16 protein-coding genes are annotated in these 20,246 nt (G+C 45.6%); 13 read left to right on the plus strand and 3 right to left on the minus strand.

All coding sequences use genetic code 11. From position 1 onward, the window contains the following. Nucleotides 1-25: 25 nt before the first annotated feature. Nucleotides 26-2,557 (minus strand): ATP-dependent helicase HrpB, encoded by a 2,532-nt coding sequence (gene hrpB, locus OB236_RS39550; protein WP_262689033.1) that lies wholly within the window; start codon nt 2,555-2,557, stop codon nt 26-28. A gap of 164 nt (nt 2,558-2,721) precedes the next feature. After that, entirely contained in the window at nt 2,722-2,949 is a 228-nt protein-coding gene (locus OB236_RS39555; RefSeq protein WP_076236971.1) for a 3-dehydroquinate dehydratase, read from the minus strand. Between the two features lie 294 nt (nt 2,950-3,243). Between OB236_RS39555 and OB236_RS39560 the strand changes: the two genes are divergently transcribed. The 13 genes from OB236_RS39560 (at nt 3,244) to OB236_RS39620 (ending at nt 18,859) form a co-directional block, all read left to right on the plus strand. Next, nucleotides 3,244-4,089, plus strand: coding sequence for an amidohydrolase family protein (locus tag OB236_RS39560; RefSeq protein WP_262689035.1), 846 nt, complete (start codon nt 3,244-3,246; stop codon nt 4,087-4,089). 59 nt (nt 4,090-4,148) lie between these two features. Beyond that, nucleotides 4,149-4,976 carry a PPK2 family polyphosphate kinase gene (locus OB236_RS39565; protein WP_076236967.1) on the plus strand — a complete coding sequence of 276 codons (828 nt, stop codon included), beginning with the start codon at nt 4,149-4,151 and terminating at the stop codon, nt 4,974-4,976. A 212-nt stretch (nt 4,977-5,188) separates the two neighbouring features. Next, entirely contained in the window at nt 5,189-6,073 is an 885-nt protein-coding gene (locus OB236_RS39570) for an ABC transporter ATP-binding protein (protein ID WP_262689038.1), read from the plus strand. 51 nt (nt 6,074-6,124) lie between these two features. Beyond that, nucleotides 6,125-6,865: an ABC transporter permease gene (locus tag OB236_RS39575; protein ID WP_262689040.1), complete on the plus strand. Its 741-nt coding sequence runs from the start codon at nt 6,125-6,127 to the stop codon at nt 6,863-6,865. After that, nucleotides 6,862-8,013, plus strand: a complete 1,152-nt coding sequence (locus OB236_RS39580; RefSeq protein ID WP_262689042.1) for a sensor histidine kinase — start codon at nt 6,862-6,864, stop codon at nt 8,011-8,013. Before OB236_RS39575 ends, OB236_RS39580 begins: the two co-directional genes overlap by 4 nt. After that, complete coding sequence (locus OB236_RS39585; RefSeq protein ID WP_262689044.1) at nt 8,010-8,612, plus strand: response regulator transcription factor; 603 nt, start codon at nt 8,010-8,012, stop codon at nt 8,610-8,612. Before OB236_RS39580 ends, OB236_RS39585 begins: the two co-directional genes overlap by 4 nt. A 52-nt stretch (nt 8,613-8,664) precedes the next feature. Continuing rightward, nucleotides 8,665-10,005 (plus strand): UDPGP type 1 family protein, encoded by a 1,341-nt coding sequence (locus OB236_RS39590; protein WP_262689046.1) that lies wholly within the window; start codon nt 8,665-8,667, stop codon nt 10,003-10,005. A 149-nt stretch (nt 10,006-10,154) separates the two neighbouring features. Then, a complete protein-coding gene (locus tag OB236_RS39595) occupies nt 10,155-11,120 on the plus strand; it encodes a bile acid:sodium symporter family protein (RefSeq protein ID WP_076236962.1) in 966 nt (321 codons plus the stop codon). A 300-nt stretch (nt 11,121-11,420) separates the two neighbouring features. After that, on the plus strand, nt 11,421-12,671 hold the full coding sequence (locus tag OB236_RS39600) for a DUF445 domain-containing protein (RefSeq protein ID WP_262689048.1): 1,251 nt from the start codon (nt 11,421-11,423) through the stop codon (nt 12,669-12,671). A 222-nt stretch (nt 12,672-12,893) separates the two neighbouring features. After that, entirely contained in the window at nt 12,894-15,167 is a 2,274-nt protein-coding gene (locus OB236_RS39605) for an AraC family transcriptional regulator (protein ID WP_262689050.1), read from the plus strand. 196 nt (nt 15,168-15,363) lie between these two features. Continuing rightward, the gene (locus OB236_RS39610; protein WP_262689052.1) at nt 15,364-16,908 is read left to right on the plus strand and encodes an extracellular solute-binding protein; all 1,545 of its coding nucleotides are present in this window, start codon (nt 15,364-15,366) and stop codon (nt 16,906-16,908) included. Between the two features lie 94 nt (nt 16,909-17,002). After that, nucleotides 17,003-17,962 (plus strand): ABC transporter permease, encoded by a 960-nt coding sequence (locus OB236_RS39615; RefSeq protein WP_262689055.1) that lies wholly within the window; start codon nt 17,003-17,005, stop codon nt 17,960-17,962. Between the two features lie 15 nt (nt 17,963-17,977). After that, the gene (locus tag OB236_RS39620) at nt 17,978-18,859 is read left to right on the plus strand and encodes a carbohydrate ABC transporter permease (protein ID WP_262689057.1); all 882 of its coding nucleotides are present in this window, start codon (nt 17,978-17,980) and stop codon (nt 18,857-18,859) included. A gap of 63 nt (nt 18,860-18,922) precedes the next feature. Here the strand turns inward: OB236_RS39620 and OB236_RS39625 are convergent, their stop codons facing one another. Then, nucleotides 18,923-20,122: an ROK family protein gene (locus OB236_RS39625; RefSeq protein WP_262689059.1), complete on the minus strand. Its 1,200-nt coding sequence runs from the start codon at nt 20,120-20,122 to the stop codon at nt 18,923-18,925. Nucleotides 20,123-20,246: the final 124 nt, after the last annotated feature.

The raw sequence follows: 20,246 nt of genomic DNA on the forward strand, positions 1-20,246 counted from the left end.
AGCTTGTTTGAACTGATTATATTCACTATTGTAAATTTTTCGGCCGTACCCGGCTGGTGGGCATCGCAACGAGCGGATCATCGGGCCAGTAATGCTTCGGATAACGACCCTTAAGATCTTTTTTGACCTCGAAATACGTATGACGCCAAAAGCTTGCCAAATCGCTCGTTACCTGAACTGGGCGTTGGGCAGGTGATAACAGCTGAAGCCGTATAGGGACTCGGTCGCCTCCAATTCGCGGAGTTTGCTCCAATCCGAATAGTTCCTGCAGCCGAACGGATAAGGTAGGGATATCGGGATCGCTGTAATCGACGGAGATCCGTGAACCGCTTGGGACGGTGATATGCGTTGGAGCCGATTCGTCCAATGCGCGGCGCTGCTCCCACGACAGCATGGACTCCAGTATGGAGAACATATTCAGCCGCTGAAGGTCGCTGCGGCTTTTGAACCCATGCAGATGCGGAGCCAGCCAATCGTGAATATTCATGATAAGTGCAGGGTCCGCCACGTCAGGCCAATCGGTATCATAATGATTCATAAACTGGAGACGCTCACGTAATTGAAGGGATGCTTTTGTCCAAGGCAGCAGGGCTAAACCTTCCTTGACAATTCCGCTGACCAAAGCACGGTGCACATCGTCCTGATCAGGTGTGTGGTTTGGGACATCCTTGATAAGAATAGCACCCATACGTATATAATGGCGGGAACGGACGGCCTGTACAGTTGGATCCCATACGGTAATGGTATCCCGTTCAATACTTTCGCTGAAATGCTGCTCCAGCTCTTCCCATTCAACCGGAGCAGCCAAATAAATCCGGCTGTCTGTACCTTGATCATCAAGCTCCACAGTTACAATATAAGGCGAGTTGGCTAGCGGCTGCATATGGGTAAACTGCGCTCCGCGTCCGCTGCTCAACAGAAAGCCGCCCTGTGATCTGCGCTGCCCAATTCGATCGGGAAATGCAAAGGCTAACAGCAGTCCACAGTGATGCACATCCTCTGGTTGGCTTGCATCCTGAATACGCAGCTCTCTTTTCCATTGGCCAGCTTCCATCCATATACGTTTGCAGGCGGCAGCATCTACGGTAAAGCCCTCATAGAATAAGGCTCCAGACGAGTAATCCTTTGACTTCATGGTCCTTCGAAGTGCTTCCACACGCAGCCGCAGGTCTGCATTCGGAGCTGCAGAATCACTTTTTAAGAAATCCCGTTCATTGAGCAGGGCAGCCAGCTCGCAAGCCAGCTCTCCATATCCAAGCGGAATCGCCTTAAGCAGCATATGTGCCAAGCGTGGATGAAGTCCAAGTCCTGCCATACGGCGACCCTCTGATGTAATCGATCCATCCGGGTTCATTGCTCCCAACTGGACAAGCAGCGAACGTGCCTGAACAAATGCAGCCCGTGGTGGAGAGTCAAGCCACGTCAGCTCAGCAGGCTCGGTTACACCCCAAGCCGCCAGCTCCAGAGCCAGGGGAGCCAGATCAGCCTCTGCTATTTCCGGCTTGCTAAGCGGTAGGAGCTGACGATGGTCGGCTTCCATCCAAAGGCGGTAGCAGGTACCTGGACCGAGGCGACCCGCCCGCCCCCTGCGCTGGTCGGCCGATGCCAGAGATACCGGAACGGTTTCCAGACGGGTCATCCCAGTGCGTGGTGAGAAGCGGGGGACACGGCTCAGGCCGCTGTCAATGACAATCCCGATTCCATCAACAGTAAGGCTCGACTCAGCGATGGATGTGGTAAGCACAATTTTACGTTCATTCGCTTGACCTCGGGAGATAGCTCTATCCTGACTTTCTTGTGGCAAGGAACCGTGCAGTGGGGTAATCTGAACCAGCGGATCGAGCTGCAGCTCGCGCAGTCTTGCTTCGATTCGTCTGATTTCTCCTGTTCCTGGCACAAACACAAGCATATTGCCATGCTCATGCTGCTCCAATGCATGGACTATTGCGCGCACAACCGTCTGCTCAATGCGTCCCTCAGGTTTTCGGTCCAAATAATGGGTAGCTACTTCAAAGCTTCGCCCTTCGCTAATCAGGATTGGCGCATTGTTCATCAGCCCGGCAACGGCTTGGGCGTCCAATGTTGCCGACATCACGATGATACGTAAATCGTCACGCAGTAATGCCTGTGCCTGCAAGCACAAGGCAAGTCCAAGATCTGCATGAAGGCTGCGCTCGTGAAATTCGTCGAAGATGACAGCACCTACACCTTCCAGGCTGGGGTCCTGCTGAATCATCCGGGTAAGGACACCTTCCGTAATGACTTCGATTCGTGTAGAGGGTCCTACGCGGGTATCCATCCGAACTCGATATCCAACGGTCTCACCGACCTGCTGATTAAGTGATGCAGCCATGTAGCGGGCTGCAGTGCGGGCAGCGAGTCGGCGCGGCTCGAGCATCAGGATTCGCTGCTTTGCGAATAGGGGCACATCCAGCAGCGCTAGTGGAACTCGCGTTGTTTTGCCTGCTCCGGGTGGGGCCACCAGTACGATGGCCGAGTGAGCCAGCAGGGTTTCTTTCAGTTGAGGAAGAATCGAATCTATGGGCAAAATGGTCATTCTATCACTCCAGCTGTTCTAATGTATGCAAGAATTATAACAGAATCCAATTCAATTCACCTGCGAAGGGAGAAGTGTATGTAATAAACAACAAAGAAGCCGCAGCAGCAGCTTCTTAATTTGTAATATGTATGGTTGGGTAACAGAGAAGGCTTTACCGTAGTTTAATAGAGCGATAAAGCCAGAGAGTCAGTTTCGTTGTAAGAATGAAGAATCGCTTCGCATCCGACAATTTCGATGCTGATTAAGGAGTCGAGACATTTTTTAATTGCTCTTTTTCCCTTTACTACTTTGGATTCAAGAGCAGAAACAAGAAGATTCAGTTTCTTTTTGTTCTTTTCATCGGAGTAAACAGGCACCTTTTTATTCTGTACTGTTATGAACAATTTCATTACGCTCACCCGCCTAATAATTGGATATAATACATAGTATATATGATCATCATTAAAATAACCTTAAAATCATTGTACAATTTTGCGATATTTTCATTAATTTTGTTCACCAAGTTGTTTCGATACAATTAATTACCCATCTTATAGCTTTTGAAACAGCAAAATATCAATTATTTTGTAAAAAGTATGGAACATCTGAAGTCATTGTAAAACCGTTTGGTTCTATTGTAATATAATGGCTAAGAGACTAACAGAACTCTGCAAAAAGAGAGTGAATGAGGGAGGTTACGCAGGTTGAGAGTAGACGCACATCAGCATTATTGGCAATTGGCACGTGGAGATTACGATTGGACCAAAGAGGATGGGGAAATATTGCATCGGGATTATTTTCCTGCCGATCTGTCAGAGCATTTGGCACGCACTCAGATTGACAAGACGATTGTTGTACAGGCAGCACCGACAATGAAGGATACGGAATTTATGCTTGAGCTGGCACAGCACAACGACTCTATTGCAGGTGTTGTCGGTTGGCTGGATCTGGAGCACAAGGATTTCCGCGAGCATTATGAATCGTTACGAAAACAGTCCAAATTGGTTGGAATTCGTATTATGATTCAAATCATGGAGGACGCTGATGCGGTTCTGCGCCCCGCAAGTTTACAAGCGCTGAAGTTTTTGGAGGCTGAGAATTTTCCGGTCGATCTGCTGATGCGTTCACACCAACTGCCAACTGTGCTGAAATTACTGCAGGAGGTACCTGATCTTCGTGGGGTTATTGACCATATCGCCAAGCCAGTTATTGCACAGGGACAATGGGAGCCTTGGGCTTCACAACTGGAGGAAATTTCCTCTTATCCGTCGATAACCTGCAAGCTGTCGGGGATGGTAACAGAAGCCGATCATCATACTTGGTCGACAGAGCATGTGACTCCTTATATCCATCATATAGTAAAAGCTTTTGGCACAGAGCGTGTGATGTTTGGCAGTGATTGGCCCGTCTGCCTGTTGGCAGCAAGCTATGAACGAGTTGTGGAGCTGTTGGAGGAAGCCTTGCCCGAAGGGATAACAGAGTCGGAAAAAACGGCGATATTCGGCCATAACGCCCTGCGTTTTTACAAGCTGGAGCATTGGATTCGTTAGGTTATCAAGTTCTGCCCGATGTATCATCAGATCATCAGAATCAAGAGGAGTGGTTGAGAATGTCCAAAAATGTTAAACTGCCGCGGGACAAAAAAATCAAGCTAAGTCAGTATGATCCCGATGATACGGGTTCTTTTTCCGGAAAGGATGAGGTTGCCGAGCATTACGAGAAGCTGAAAGAGGAATTGACAGAGCTGCAGGACAAGCTGTTTGCCGGGAAAAAGTATTCACTGCTCATTATTTTTCAGGGGATGGATTGCAGCGGCAAGGATGGCGTCATTAAAAAAGTGTTGTCCGGGGTCAATCCGCAGGGCTTCAAGGTGACTTCATTTAAACAACCGACAACCGAAGAATCCTCACATGACTTTCTGTGGAGAGCCCACAAGGAAACGCCGGGCAGAGGGTTCATTACGGCATTTAATCGCTCCTATTATGAGGATGTTTTGATCACGCGTGTACACAATCAGATTGAGGATGAAGAGGCTGAGCGGCGCTTCAAGCACATCAAGCAATTTGAGAAGCTGCTGGCTGATCATGATACAGTCGTATTGAAAATTTTCTTACATATTTCGAAAGACTTTCAAATTAAAAAAATCGAGGAACGGCTTCACGATCCATCAAAAAGATGGAAATTTGATCCGAGCGATCTGCTGGAGCGCAATTATTGGGACGCCTATCAAAAGGCATACGAGGGTGTGTTCACCAATTGCAACTCGAAGGACGCGCCTTGGCATCTGGTGCCCGGTAATAACCGCTGGTACAGAGATTATGTTGTGCTGTCGCTAATTGTGGATACATTGAAAAAGCTGCCGCTGTCCTATCCGCAGCCGGACATTGCGATGAAGGATTTAATCGAATTGCTGCCGCTTGGCGAACAGCCTGAATAGAAGATTCATTACTCACGCTACAATCGGTTCTCACCCTACAAGCATCCCTGACCGCTTATTATCAAGTGGGCTAGGGGTGTTTTTTGTATGGAAGGACTCTCTTTCATGGATGTGACATTTGTCAGGTGCAAGCGATGACATTCGTCGGTAGGGTGTAAAGTCAATCCAGACTATACTAAAAAGCATGAAGTTGAATAAATGAGGTGATTAGAATGAATTCAGTGATAGAGCTGCAGAACGTTACCAAAGATTTCAAGGGCAAGCGGGCGGTAGATGATATCTCGCTAACGATTCATGAAGGCAGTGTGGTTGCGCTGCTGGGGCCTAATGGAGCTGGCAAAACAACTACGGTTGCCATGACGCTTGGTCTAAGAAAACCGACAAGTGGAACGATTCGATTGTTGGGCGGTGACCCGCAGGATCGAGCTGTCAAAGACAGAATCGGAGCCATGCTGCAGGATGTTCATAGCATTGACGGTTTGAAGGTGGGGGAAACGATCGAGCTGTTCCGTCATTATTATTCCAAGCCCTTGCCCTTGGAACGATTGCTTAAAATATCAGGTCTCATGGAGGAGAAGGGGAAGCTCGGGACGGCGCTGTCCGGCGGACAAAAACGCAGATTGGGCTTCGCACTGGCTTTGGTGGGTGATCCATCCGTGCTGTTTCTCGATGAGCCTACAGTGGGTATGGATGTCAGCTCGCGGCAGCTGTTCTGGGAAACGGTCAAAGCCATGGCGGGACACGGACGGACGATTATTTTGACGACACATTATTTGGATGAGGCTGATGCCATCGCGGATCGAGTAGTTGTCATTAACAAGGGCAAGCTTGTTGCTGACGGAACCCCGGAGGAAATCAAAGCATCGACAAATAGCAAAATATTGTCCTTTACAGCGGGACACGGACTGACCGATGAACGGCTGCTCAGCCTTCCAGGCGTTATAGATACGGAGTGGAAGGGACGAAGAGTCAAGCTGTACAGCAGTGATACGGATCAGCTGATCGCTGCGATTGTGCGGCAGGAGCTGGATGCGACCGATATTGAAATCCAGAGTGTTGGTCTGGAGGAAGCTTTTCAGGCTTTGGTCAGGGAATAACGTTATATTCCTGCAGAAACGTTATCAATCGCAAGTGAAAGGAGATATATTATGAAAGCGATGCTGGCACAATGTAAAGCCGAGCTGCTGCGCACCCTGAGGAATCGGAAATTTATAATGTTTGCCTTGTTGATGCCTGCTGTGTTTTATTTTATTTTTACGAGTACGATAGATCCGAATACGGAGGTAGGCGGCATGGACTGGAAGGCCTACTATTTAATATCCATGACGGTATTTGGCGTGATTGGAGGAAGCATCAATACGCTGAGCTTGCGCTTTGCTCAGGAGCGAATGCAGGGCTGGGTGCAGTTGATTAAGCTCACTCCTCTACCTTCAGGTGCCTATGTCTTCTCCAAAATAGCAGCTCAATCCATCGTCAATCTGGGTACGATTGTACTGATGTTTATTATTGGCGCGGTGTTTCGCGATGTGCATTTAGCGGCGGGTCAATGGATTGCCTGCGGACTGTGGATCTGGGTTGGGGTTGTTCCCTTTATGGCGCTGGGTACGCTGCTTGGCACGATCCGCAGCATTGAGGTCGTCCAAGTGCTGGCCCAGCTTTTATTTATAGGGATGTCGGCGCTCGGAGGATTATGGATGCCCATACAGGCTATGCCGCAGCTGATGCAGCATATCGCGTTGTGGCTTCCCACTTACCGATACGGTCAGGGAGCATGGAATATCATTGCCGGGGCCTCACCGGATTGGGCAGGTATTGCGCTTCTTGCAGCCTATGTGATCATTTTTATGGTATTATCATCGTATATCATAAAAAGGCAGGAAGCGGTATGACGAAGCCCAGTTCGGTATTAGACAGGAAGATACGGGGAAGCTTGTTGTTTTCATTCGTTTGGCTAATTTATCTGATCATACCTATTAATGTGCTGCTCCACAAATCGGCTTCCGAGATGTGGATCGGCTTTTCTGTGCTTGCCTTGTTTGTTCTGATCTATCTGCTATCCTATCTGGATTCGTCATGGCGATTGCTATGTGCGATGAGCTTGTTTGTCATTATCGGCTTTTTTTGCTTGCATTATGACCAGAGCTTTATATTTATGGGATTTTATACGGCTGCCATCGTTGGCATGCTGCCCACCAATAAACAGTTTATAGGTGGGATGGCAGCTCAGCTTGTGTTGTTCGCGGTTGTTCTTTTTGCTAGTGGTCTTGAGCTGGATGAATCGAATCTGATCAATTTCATACCTTCGATGCTGGTAATGACTGTGATGCCCATCGTTATGCGTGGGGTATTCCGTTCGAAGGAACTGCGCAGTAAGCTGAATATGGCTAATGATGAAATTGCACGTCTGGTCAAAAATGAGGAAAGACAGCGAATTTCCCGTGATCTACATGATACACTTGGCCACACCCTGTCGCTGATAGCGCTCAAAAGCGAGCTGGCTGAGAAAATGATACGTATAAATCCCGAACGTGCGATTCAGGAGACAAAGGATATACAAACGACCGCACGGACTGCTCTCAAGCAGGTTCGCGAACTCGTGTCGGATATTAATGCTGTGACGATTAGCGAGGAGCTGGCGCATGCCGAACGGATTTTGTCTGCGGCTGGAATCGACCTGCATGTTCATGGGAAAGCCGAAGCAGACGAGGTACCTCCCTTAATCCAAAACATTCTTGGTATGTGTCTGAGAGAGCTGGTGACGAACGTCGTGAAGCACAGCAAAGCCAAGCAATGCTTTATTGAATGTATGGCAGCGATGGACCCCTTTACCTTGACAATTCGTGATGATGGAGTCGGTACCGCTTACTCTGCGTCAGTGAAATCACAGGCTTGTGCAGGACTCCGTGGAATCAGCGAACGTCTGGAGCTGGTGGAGGGCAAGCTTCAATTTCATTCCGCTCCGGGTGAAGGAACAAGGGTGATCCTTATTGTTCCGAAGGTTGTGAAAAATGTGAAGATCAGGGAGAATCAGACATGAGAGTGATTATTGCCGAGGATCAGAACATGCTGCGCGGCGCATTAAGTGCCTTGCTGGGTATGGAAGACGATATCGAAGTTATTGGTCAGGCTGAAAATGGCGAACAGGCACTTCAGATGATTGTTGAGCTGTCACCGGATATTTGTATTATGGATATCGAGATGCCCAAGCTGACCGGATTGGATGTAGCTGAGCGTCTAAAGGAACAGGGGCATTCTTGCCGTGTTGTGATCCTGACAACTTTCGCTCGCGTGGGGTATTTTCAACGGGCGATCAAGTATGGAGTTCAGGGCTATTTATTAAAGGATTCGCCCGTACACGAGCTTGCAGCCGCACTGCGGAGTATATTCAAGGGCGGAAGGGTCATCAGTCCTGCACTTTCTATTTCGTTATGGGAGGCGGAGAATCCACTGACGGAGCGGGAGCAGGAGGTACTGAAGCTGGTAGCCGCGGGTCTATCGGTAAATGAAATAGCCAGAAAGCTTTTCCTGACGGGAGGTACGGTACGGAATTATGTGTCGGAAATTTTGCAGAAGCTTGAGGCCAAAAACCGTATTGATGCGATCAGTATTGCCGAGAAAAATGGTTGGCTGCAATAATAATGGACGCTAGCATAGCAGCTGTAAGCAATTAAGGTTGAGGAGGCAGGCAATGGAAGAGCTATATAACGGGGTGCTGGAGCTGCTTATCAGGCACAATCAGGCACATCTGCTTCAGTTCTATGATGAGTTGTCTGAGGCATCACAGCTGAAGCTGCTGAATCAGATTCTGAGTATCAACTGGGACCAGTGGGCAGCATTAGAAGAAGTGCGTGCAGCACAGACACCTGCAATCTATGAAGACCTGTCGCCGATCGGAGCGCTTGATTGGGAGCTATTCAGTGAGGAGAAGCAGCAGTATTTTACAGATAAGGGTTGGGAGCTGCTTCGTCAAGGGAAGGTTGGAGCGATTGTTGTAGCCGGAGGCCAGGGAAGTAGGTTAGGGCATGAAGGACCGAAGGGGACCTACGATATTGGTCTGCCTTCCCACAAGTCGTTGTTTCAGCTTCAAGCGGAGCGCTTACTCAATCTGTCTCAGCGAGCAGGCAGCCGGATTCCTTGGTATATCATGACAAGCCCGGATAATCATCAGCAAACGGTCGATTATATGATAGCAGCTGATTATTTTGGTTATTGTGCTGAAGATTGCATTATGTTTGAACAGGGGGTCATGCCTGCTGTGGATGAGGATGGCAGCATCTTTTTATCGGAGAAGGATGAGATCAGCCTGGCTCCGAGCGGAAATGGAGAGTGCTTTGCCGCCTTGAACAAGTCAGGAGCGATAGCCGACATGAAGCGCCGCGGTGTCGATTGGTTATTTTATTATAATGTGGATAATGCACTTATTAAGGTGGCGGACCCTGTGTTTGTTGGTGTTGCTGCTCATTATAACAACCCGATTGCGACCAAAGTGATAGATAAGGCGCATCCCGAGGAGAAGGTCGGTATTATATGTATGAAAAACAATCGGCCTATGGTCGTGGAATACTCCGATCTGCCACAGCATTTGATGTTTGAGCACAATAGTGAAGGGAAGCTGACGTATGGGCTTGGCAACATCTCGATTCATTTATTTCGTCGTGACTGGATCGAGCAGCAGGTGAACAGCAGCATTCCCTACCATATCGCCCACAAGAAAATCAGGCATGTAGATGTGAATGGTCATATCATTGAAGCTTCAAAGCCGAATGGGTATAAATTCGAACGGTTTATTTTTGATTTTTTTCCATGGGCTGCGGGGATCACGGTTCTTAAAGGAAAGCGTGAACATGATTTTGCACCTGTAAAAAACAAAGAAGGTGAGGACAGCCCGCAAACAGCCAGAGAGCTTATTTACGAGCTGCATCGGAGCTGGCTGCTGAAAGCGGGTGCTTCGCTTGATGAGGTTCAGGGGCCTGTCGAGATTTCGCCGCTGCTATCGTACGCTGGAGAAGGATTAGCAAGAGAGACTTAATCTAACAGGGCAGCTGCAAACTGCTCTTTTTTTGCGTTTTCTTTTTGGATGAATAGCAAAAAAGATCGTTTGCAGTTCGCGTGATTATGCTACAATGTAACGATAATTCATTAAATGTTGTTCATTTAAAAGCAGAAGAGGGCTGGAGTATGCTAAACCGATTAAACAAAATATTAGAAAAATGTATGCCGTTTCTGACACCGACAGGTGTGCTTGTGGGTCTCTTGGGTGCCGCATGGCTGCACTCGTTCAGTTTTTTGGTGCCGTGGATTTTTGCTGCAATGACGTTTGCGGGCAGCATTGGCTCCAATTTCAAGGATTTGGGCCGGGTGATGATGCTTCCACTGCCGATTGTGGCTAATCTACTTATATTGCATTTGGTCATGCCTATATTAGGCTGGGCCGCCGGGGCCTACTTTTTTCCAGGTGATGATTTGACGCAGACGGGTTTTGTGCTGTTATTCGTCATTCCAACCGGAGTCGTAAGTCTCGTCTGGGTCACTATTTATGGGGGGAATATTGCGTTAACATTGGCACTCATCCTGTTGGATACGCTGCTGTCTCCTATTATCGTTCCATTGAGTCTTTCCTGGATCGTAGGAGCCAAGGTTCATATGGAGCCGCTGGATATTATGGGCGGGCTGCTCTGGATGGTCGTTGTCCCTTCTATTATCGGAATGCTGCTCAATCAATTAACGAAGGGTAAAATCAAACCGATGCTCGGTCCAAAGCTTGCTCCTTTTTCCAAAATAGGGCTGTTTATTGTCGTTTCGATCAATAGCTCGGTGGTAGCTCCCTATTTGAAGCAATTTAATATGAAGCTGCTGGAAATTATCATCGTAGCCTTTGTGCTTGCGGCTTTTGGTTATATCGCGGGTTGGCTTGTGTCTCATTGGATGAAATGGGACCGTGAAGTGACCATTGCGCTTACGATCAATTCAGGGATGCGCAATTTAAGTGCAGGCGCGGTGCTTGCAATCAGCTTCTTCCCGCCTCCTGTCGCCCTGCCGGTTATCGCCGGTATGCTGTTTCAGCAAATCCTCGCTGCTTTGTTTGGACAGCAATTGGGTAAAAAATATGGCATGACATCCTCCATTTCCAGTACAGCCAAATAGCCAATAAGAGTGGCGATTTTCAACGGGAACAGGAGAATGATATAATGTTGCATAAAGTGCGTGTTCAAAAAGTCGGCTTTTCAGCACCGAGAAGTTAAAGTTTTCTCAGAAAACTCGCTTCGTAAGCTGTAAAGAAGGAGGAGCGGGGTTTAGGCAAATCTAAATGAGCACCGCACTTCGAGCCTGAATGCAAGATTCGATGCCGAGTAAGCAACGTGTATGACTTCGTGATCAAAAGATGACTTTTTGAACAACCTCTTAAATAGACAGGTGCTGACATGAAGGAAGGTGACAATAAGGATGGGAAGCAATTCGAGATATACAGCAACAGTGTCGCTTGTTGTTATGGCGGCAGGATTCATTGGAACCTTATTTGTCGAAGGTCCGACATGGGTTCGGTTTTTACAAAGCGGATTTGAAGCGGGGCTTGTAGGGGGACTAGCAGACTGGTTTGCAGTGACAGCGCTGTTCAGGCATCCGCTCGGCATTCCGATTCCACATACGGCCTTGCTCCCCAAAAATCGGGAAAAGGTGTCCAGAGCGTTGGTCAATACCATTCAGGAGGATTTACTGAGCAAGCAAAGCATTACGGACAAGCTGGCTCAAATCCCGTTGGTATCCAAAATTTTGCAGGGCGCAGCAGGGCAGCTCAGTACAAATTCGGCTAAGACTGGTGTGGTGACGCTAAGTGAATATGCCATTCGTCAGCTGCCACTAGAAAAGCTAGCCGGATTAGGCGAACGAGAAGTCAGACATATGATTGATGCATTGGATTTGCAGGATCTGCTCAAACAAGGACTTCAACAGGTGTACACCAGGGGCTACGATGAGAAGGTATTCGATTTTGCGCTGAATACGGCTGAACAGTTAATTATGAAACCGGAAATACGCGATCGAATGGGTGCAATGGCTTCTCAGGCGCTGCAAAATCTGAATGCGGGCGGGATGATGCAGTTTGCGCTTAACGCTTTTGCCGGATTTTTTAATGATGAGAAGCTGGGCGGTTTGATCCAACAGTTCATGCTGAATGGGCTGGATGGATTGAGATCTGTTAATAATCCTAACCGCAAAGCGGTCATGCGTGCTATACACAGCTGGTTGGATAATCCGGGCAACCAGTATAAGCTGGCGATCGAAATGGATCACTGGAAGGCACAGCTGCTGGATGAATGGAAGCTTGAGGAGAAGCTGCTTGAAATGCTGCAGCGTTTGCAGGCTCAAGCATTGGAATTTGTATACCGTGAGGATTATGTAGAAGCCTATGTGATACCGGTGGTGAACAAGCTGGTTAATCAGGTTTGTGACAACGAGGAGCTGCTGGATCGGCTCGAAAGCGGCTTGCGTGAGCAAATTGCCCGTTGGATCGAAGCCAATCATCACAAAATCGGTACGCTGATTCGTGAAAACATTGATCGTTTTGACGATAAAACGCTGATTACGCTGATGGAGGATAAAATTGGCGGTGATTTGCAATGGATTCGAGTTAATGGAGCCATTTGTGGATTTTTGATCGGGATTGTATTGGCTGGTATTAAGATTATTGCTGGATAACCGCTAAACTCCATTTTGATACCCTCATGAATAAGACGAAATGAATCAGATTGTGCAAAAACACGGAGATACGCGAATGTTCGTCTCTCTGTGTTTTTTTATGCGGAAAGATGATTGCAAAGGAACACAGTAATTACTTATGATTATATGGTGTGCATTTCATAGCTCCTTCCTCTATAATAAATCCAACAGATTCAATTTAGGCGGTGGGGGGACCCGATCATGCTGCGCATGCATTTCAAAAATAGTGTCGCGTTCAAATGGAAAATCTCGTATGGTGTGATTTTATTCATTCCTATACTGATCAGCGCTCTTATATATGTACAAACAGGGAGCATTGTGGAGTATGAGATTAAACGGGCTAATAAGGCTTTGCTTAATCAGGTTAAATTTATCGTGGATAGCGGGTTGCTGCAGACAGAACAGCTTGGCAATCAAATGTCCATTAATACGGATATCAGAAAATACCTGGATGTAGATGGACAAAAGGATCCCTTTCAAATTTATAAAACCAAACAAGAAATCCATAAATACTTGCTATACAATGATTTTATTAAAGATATTTTTGTATACTCGAAAAGTATGAATATGGTGCTGACACCGGATACCTTCGTGGAAGAAAGTCATTTTTATCAAATGTATTTTGAAAGCGCTATCTTTACCTTTAAGGATTGGCAGAAATTCGCTAGAAGTAATTATATTAAAGAATACCGGGTTCTTCCTACGCGTGACAACGGCCTTTTGAACGAAACCGCCGCGCTTGTGCAGTCACTACCGATTGATAACAGTAATCAGCCGTTAGGTACACTTGTCATCACATTGAACAACAACAAAATAGAAAAAATTCTAAAAAATATGGATTGGATTCAATATGGTCAAGTGCTAATTCTCGATAAAAATGATCAGATAGTTTTTCATACCAAGGATGCCGGGCTTCCTTTATCTATACATTACAGCGAAATGGAACTGAAGAAGGAGGAGCCCTTTTTCGAGAACGTTCAGGGACACAAGGTAATGATTTCCCACGCTTCGTCGAGTGTGGTGGATTGGAAATATGTGAGTATGATTCCTGCGGAAGTGTTTTGGGAAAGAGCAGAGCATATACGAAATTTGAATCTGCTTGGTTTGTTCATATGTTTTATCATTGGCGGCGTGATGATCCTCGTATTTGCCAGAAAAAACTATAATCCGATTCAGGAGCTTGTCAGATTTGTAACTGGGAAAGCTTTTGCCCCTGTAGAGAAAGAGCAAGACGAATTTGAATTGATCCGTCAGCATTTTATTAAAACCATTCAGGAAAGAGATGATAGTAATCACAAACAGGTTCAGCATATTAAGCTGCTGCGGAATTACTTTTTACACCGATTGATGAAAGGCCATATTGAAACGGAACAATCTCTGGAAGAGGCTTCCAAAGCCTATCACATATTGTGGTCTTCCGATTATTTTCTTGTTATGCTCTTCCATCTTGAAAGTGACAAGGGGGTTTCCAACGAGTTTCAATTGCTGCAGTTTATCATTTCCAATGTGGTTACCGAGCTGATTGGAGCTAAGCATACTCTCCATTTCACAGATATGGACGGAACGCTTGCAGCTGTATTGAATATACATCCAGCGGGCTTTGATGATTGGAAGGATAACTTAGAGGCGGAATTGAAAGAGGCTAGAGAATTTATAGAGAAAAGGTACAATTTTCAATTTGCGACAACGATAAGTGAATTGCAAAGAGGATTGGGAGGTATACATCAGGCCTTTATGCAAGCCTTGGAGGCGCTCGAATATTTAATGCTGCTTGGTGATGAAAAGGTTGTCTGGTATGGTGATTTGAAACACACCAACAAGGATTATTATTACACAGTCAACCAAGAGCTCATACTGATCAATCTGCTCAAAAGCTGTGATTTTACCCAGGCACGTGAGCTGGTAACGGGGGTGATCCAGAGCAGCTTCAACCAAGGAAATACTTCAATCGAAATGCTGAAATGCATTATGATAGATTTGGTGAGCACGATGATGAAGCTGATCCAGGATCAGCATCATGGTTCGGTTTGGGAAGAATTGCGACCGTTCCGCCGACTGCTTAAATGCAATACGAAATTTGAGATTGAGTATCAGATGCTTGAAATATTTAATTATGTTTGTCAACACATAGAAAGTAAAAACAAAAGTATTTCGAATCTTGTAAAGAATGAGCATGTGACTGAATTTGTTCAAGAGAATTATCATGACCCGAATCTTAGTGTGTCTTTGCTCGGCGAGCATTTCTCGATGACTCCTCAATACTTGTCGAGGCTCTTCAAGGAACAGAGAGGCCAGGGATTACATGAATTTATTTGTCAAACGAGGATTGAACATGCCAAGCGGTTGCTCCTTAAGGGTGAGAGTATTGAAGACACTGCACGAAATACAGGTTTCACGAGCAGCAGTACCTTTATCAAGGTGTTTAAAAAATACGAGGGCATCACACCAGGAAAGTATCAATTTAATGGGCAATAAGGTTTGTCCGTATATCTATTTCATGTGCCTCATGGTAAACCATGGGGTTTTTTAACAATTGAACAATCAATTTCAAATCGTCGATTGCCTTTTTTTGGTTTTTGACAACTCCTTTTTTAATGCTGATTGATATATTTGAATGCGCTTACTATATTGTAATTGGGATCCCAAACTCAAGAGTAATCAAGGAGGTCACATGAAAAATAAAAAACAATTTCTTGCCATTATTGCTGCTCTTCTTCTTACTGCAGGGTGTACAGCTGTTAAAGCACCCGACGCTGCTCCTGCTAATCCTACAACTACAAAGCCGGTAGACGTAACCTTAACAAGAATGGGAGAGGACAAGGCAGCTGTTGAATTAACACCCCCCAATCATTTTTTTGAAGAGTTGGAGAAAAGAACAGGAATCAAAACCAAATTTTTAGGTGGGGCCGGTATGAATACCCAGGAGTTTAATCTTGTTCTGGCATCGAATGACTTGCCGGACGTTTGGATGAACAATTGGCTTAATTTTCCGGGTGGGCCCAAGAGGGCAATCGATCAAGGGTACATATTAAGACTGAATGATATTATCGACAAGTATGCGCCTAACTTTAAGAAGGTATTGCAGGAAAATCCGCAAATTGCTAAGGATATAAGGACGGACGAAGGGGATTATTATGCATTTCCTTTTATTCGATCCGAATTTGATAAAACCTATGTAGGTCCGATTATCCGTAAAGACTGGCTGGATGAATTGGGATTGCCTGTCCCAGAGACGATTGATGAATGGTACACCGTTCTGAAGGCATTCAAAGAAAAGAAGAACGCAGCGGCACCGTTAACCTTTTTGGCATCCCGCTTTTTCTCAACAGGAGCATTTTCTGGTGCTTATGGGGTTATGAACGGCTTTTATCTGGAGAATGAAAAAATTGTGTTCGGAAACATGCAGCCTAAGTACAAGGATTTTATGATATTACTTCGCAAATGGTACGTGGAAGGTTTGCTTGATAAGGATTTTGCTTCTATAGACTCGAATACCGTGGATCGGAAGATGATGACAGGGGGGAGCGGAGTTACTATTCAATTAGGAAGCCGTACCGACCAGTACCATAACGCAACTCGGGAAAGTCTGCCCCAAGCCAATTACATCGGCATTACGTACCCGTCTCTTCAAAAAGGAGTGAAATCTAAGTTCGGTCATCTTGAGAATGCCTATCCAGGTGGTAATTCCGGTGCGATTTCGGCCAAGAGCAAGAATGTGGAGTCTGCTGCCAAATGGCTGGATTATTTCTATTCCAAAGAAGGATCAACACTCGTAACCTATGGTACTGAAGGTGTCAGTTATACGATGGAAAATGGAAAAGTGAAATATACGGATCTAATCTTAAAGAATCCGGATAAATTGACTGTGGATCAGGCAAGGCAAGTATACGGTAAAAATACAAATTTCCCGCAGCTTCAAAGGGATACCGAATCGTCAAGGGGTGAAAAGTGGATTGCAGCCATTGCCAAATGGAGAGATACGGACGCTGAAAAATATGCTATTCCGCCAATCACTCATACCACAGAGGAGTCAAATGAAATCGCGCAAATTATGGCTGATATCAACGCTTACGTATTGGAAACGGAAATCAAATATATTCTCGGTACGATATCGATCGATACCTTTGATGATAATGTGAACACACTAAAGAAGATGGGAATTGAAAAAGCCATTAAACTGAAGCAAGCTGCATACGACCGCTACAAAAAGAGATAAGCTGCCAAGGGGGATTTGACCTTAAATCTCCCTGTCCTTGAACGCTTCGCGCGGTATTAATTAGCTTACAAAACGGATACAAGGAGATTACTCTATGAATTCATCTTCCATTCAGGCGGCAACGAGTGCTATCAACAAGAAAACAGCATTCTTAGCCAGAGCACGCAAAGATTTTATCCGTAATAAAGCGGTATATTTTTTGGTGCTGCCTGTGGTTATCTTTTACATTGTGTTTTCTTATGTGCCTATGTACGGTGCGGTTATTGCTTTTAAGGAATATGTTCCGGCCAAGGGCATTTTCGACAGCCCGTGGGTTGGTTTCGCCAAGTTCAGAGATTTTTTTAATAGTATCTATTTCACGAGAGTCGTAAAAAACACGATCATGATCAGTTTCTACAGCTTGATTATCGGTTTTCCTGCTCCGATCATATTGGCCCTTTTATTTAATGAGTTGAAAAGTCAGGTGTTTAAAAGAATTACGCAATCGATCACCTACATGCCACATTTTATTACTATGGTTGTGGTTGCGGGTATTATTCGCGACTTTACTCTTTCCGACGGGTTAATTAACGATGTCATCGCAGCATTTGGAGGAGACCGAACCGCCTTTTTGCAGAAAGCAAGTTATTTCCGGACGATCTATATAACGAGCGAGATCTGGCAAAGTGTAGGTTGGGGTACAATCATCTATCTTGCAGCTATCACCGGTATTGATCAGCAGCAATATGAAGCTGCCAAAATCGATGGAGCCAACAAATGGAGGCAAATTTGGCATATCACCTTACCGGGTATTCGGCCCGTCATCCTTATATTGCTTATTCTGAAATTGGGGCATATGATGGACGTCGGATTTGAAAAAATCATTTTATTGTATAACCCAGCAACGTTCGAAACCGCAGATGTGATTTCCTCCTATGTATATCGCAAGGGGATTATAGAGTTTAACTACAGTCTCAGTACGGCGGTTGGCTTGTTTAATTCAGTAATTAATTTCATCTTGTTGATTCTAGCGAATTATCTTAGCAAAAAAACCAGCGGTAACAGCCTATGGTAGGGAAGGGGATTATTCATGAATAAGACATCGTTGGGAGAGAGAATTTTTGACATCCTCAATGTCGTCATCATGCTGCTATTGATCATGGTAACGCTATACCCTTTTATATACATTGTCGCGGCCTCTTTCAGCAACGGAAACCAGTTTATTGCCCATGACGGCCTGTTATTCTGGCCAGAAGGCTTTACTTTCTCCGCTTATGATGCCGTTTTCAGAAACCCAAATATTATGATGGGCTATAGAAACACACTGTTTATTGTTGTTGTAGGTGTGACCATCAATTTGATACTGACCTCGCTTGGCGCTTATTTCCTATCCAGAGAAAATATCATGTGGAAAAATGGGATCATGTTTTTTATCGTTTTCACGATGTTTTTTAATGGAGGGCTTATCCCGTTCTACTTGACGGTTCGCAGTTTGGAGCTGCACGATACGTTATGGGCATTAATTTTACCTAGTGCGATCAACACCTTTAATCTCATATTAATGAGAACGTACTTTATGAGTATCCCCCGTGATATGGAAGAATCGGCTGTTATGGACGGTGCAGGCCATATCACTATTTTGTTCAGGGTCTATTTGCCGCTCGCGATACCTGTAGTAGCCGTTATGATTCTTTTTTATGGGGTTCAGCATTGGAACAGCTGGTTTCAGGCGAATATATTTTTGCGTAACAAAGAATTGTTTCCGTTGCAATTGGTGTTAAGAAATATTCTGATTGACAATAATATGGAAATGATGATGGGAAATAATGTCGCAATCAATGAAGCCCAGAACGTGGCAGAAACCATCAAATATGCTACCATCATGGTGTCGACGATCCCTATTCTTGCGCTGTATCCCTTCCTTCAGAAATATTTTGTGAAAGGTGTTATGGTCGGGGCTTTAAAAGGATGATTTAAACCAGCAAGCCAGTGTGCAGACCCAAAAGCTGCCCAAGGCTTGCTGGTTTATTTGTGCTTAATTAAAAATTGAAATGGAAATATTTTTGTCAAAAGCAAAATTAGCTGCGCCCAATGCGCCACCGATATCCTTGAACACGGAGGTTTTGACTATGGTGTCAGCAGATAGCGGACGCATTGCCCGTTGGCGCATGACTCTAGTGGCTGTTTCTACAAACAGTGAACTGGCGTTCGGTATCGTACCTCCCAGAATAATAGCCTCGGGATTAAACGTATTCAGCAGGTTGGCCATGGCAATTCCCAGGTATGAAGCTGCATTGCTAATAACCTGAACGGCGAGCTTGTCATCATCCTCAGCAGCTGCGCATACATCATGCATTTTCAGGAATTGAAGGTCCATATTTTGATAAGGATACACAAGCTCCTGCTCGGAAGAACGGACCAGCTTGCGAAATTCCTGTTCAATGGCAGGGCCTGCAGCGAGTACCTGAAGACAGCCATGATTGCCGCATGGACAGAGTGGACCTGACGGTTCTATGGTGGTATGACCGATTTCGCCGGCGCCTCCAAGTGAACCCGATAGCAGCTGACGATTAATATATAATCCAGCTGCGATGCCCATGCCAACCCCGATATAGATCATATTATTGTAGGAAAGCCCTGCACCGTATCGGCATTCCGTTAATCCCCTTGCCCGGTGTCGGTTCACGACGACCGTCGGCCAACCAATTTCTTTTTCCATAATGCCAGCCACATCAACTTGATTCCACTCCAGATCAGCGGCACTGCGGATCATACGGTGATTGGCATCGACAAGACCAGGAACCCCCAAGCCGAGCAAAGGAATAGGACTCTTGTCCAGACTTTTGACGAAGGCTGAGATTTCTATGGCCAAGGCTTTGAAGGTCTCTTCTGGTTCGAAAGTATACAGAGGAATTTTCATTGATTTGATCACATTGCCAAGCAGATCGAAGGCACCAAGCGTCCAGGTCTTGTTATCGAGATCGGCCCCGATAATAACTCTGGAATTGGGAACCAGCTCCAAAGCTGTAGCAGGTCTGCCTTTGGTGGATAAACGATTATCGGTTTCGCACACAAGATCGTTTTCAATTAATTCGGCTATGGAAATGGAAATGGTAGCCCGGCTCAATCCGGTAATTCGGGTAAGCTCAATTCTCGACATGCTGCCTTGTATGCGCAGCGTTTGTAGAATAGTTAGTTTACTGCCCTTTTGATCTCTGATTTCATTGTTGCTCATAACAGCACCCTATCTTATATTCTGTCGGAAAAACTTCAAAAACGGGAATCATTGGTTCTAATTATAGCATAAAAGACTATAATCTCAACGAAAAAGATTAAGATAATTTAAATCTTTACATAAG

Source organism: Paenibacillus baimaensis, from assembly GCF_025567575.1.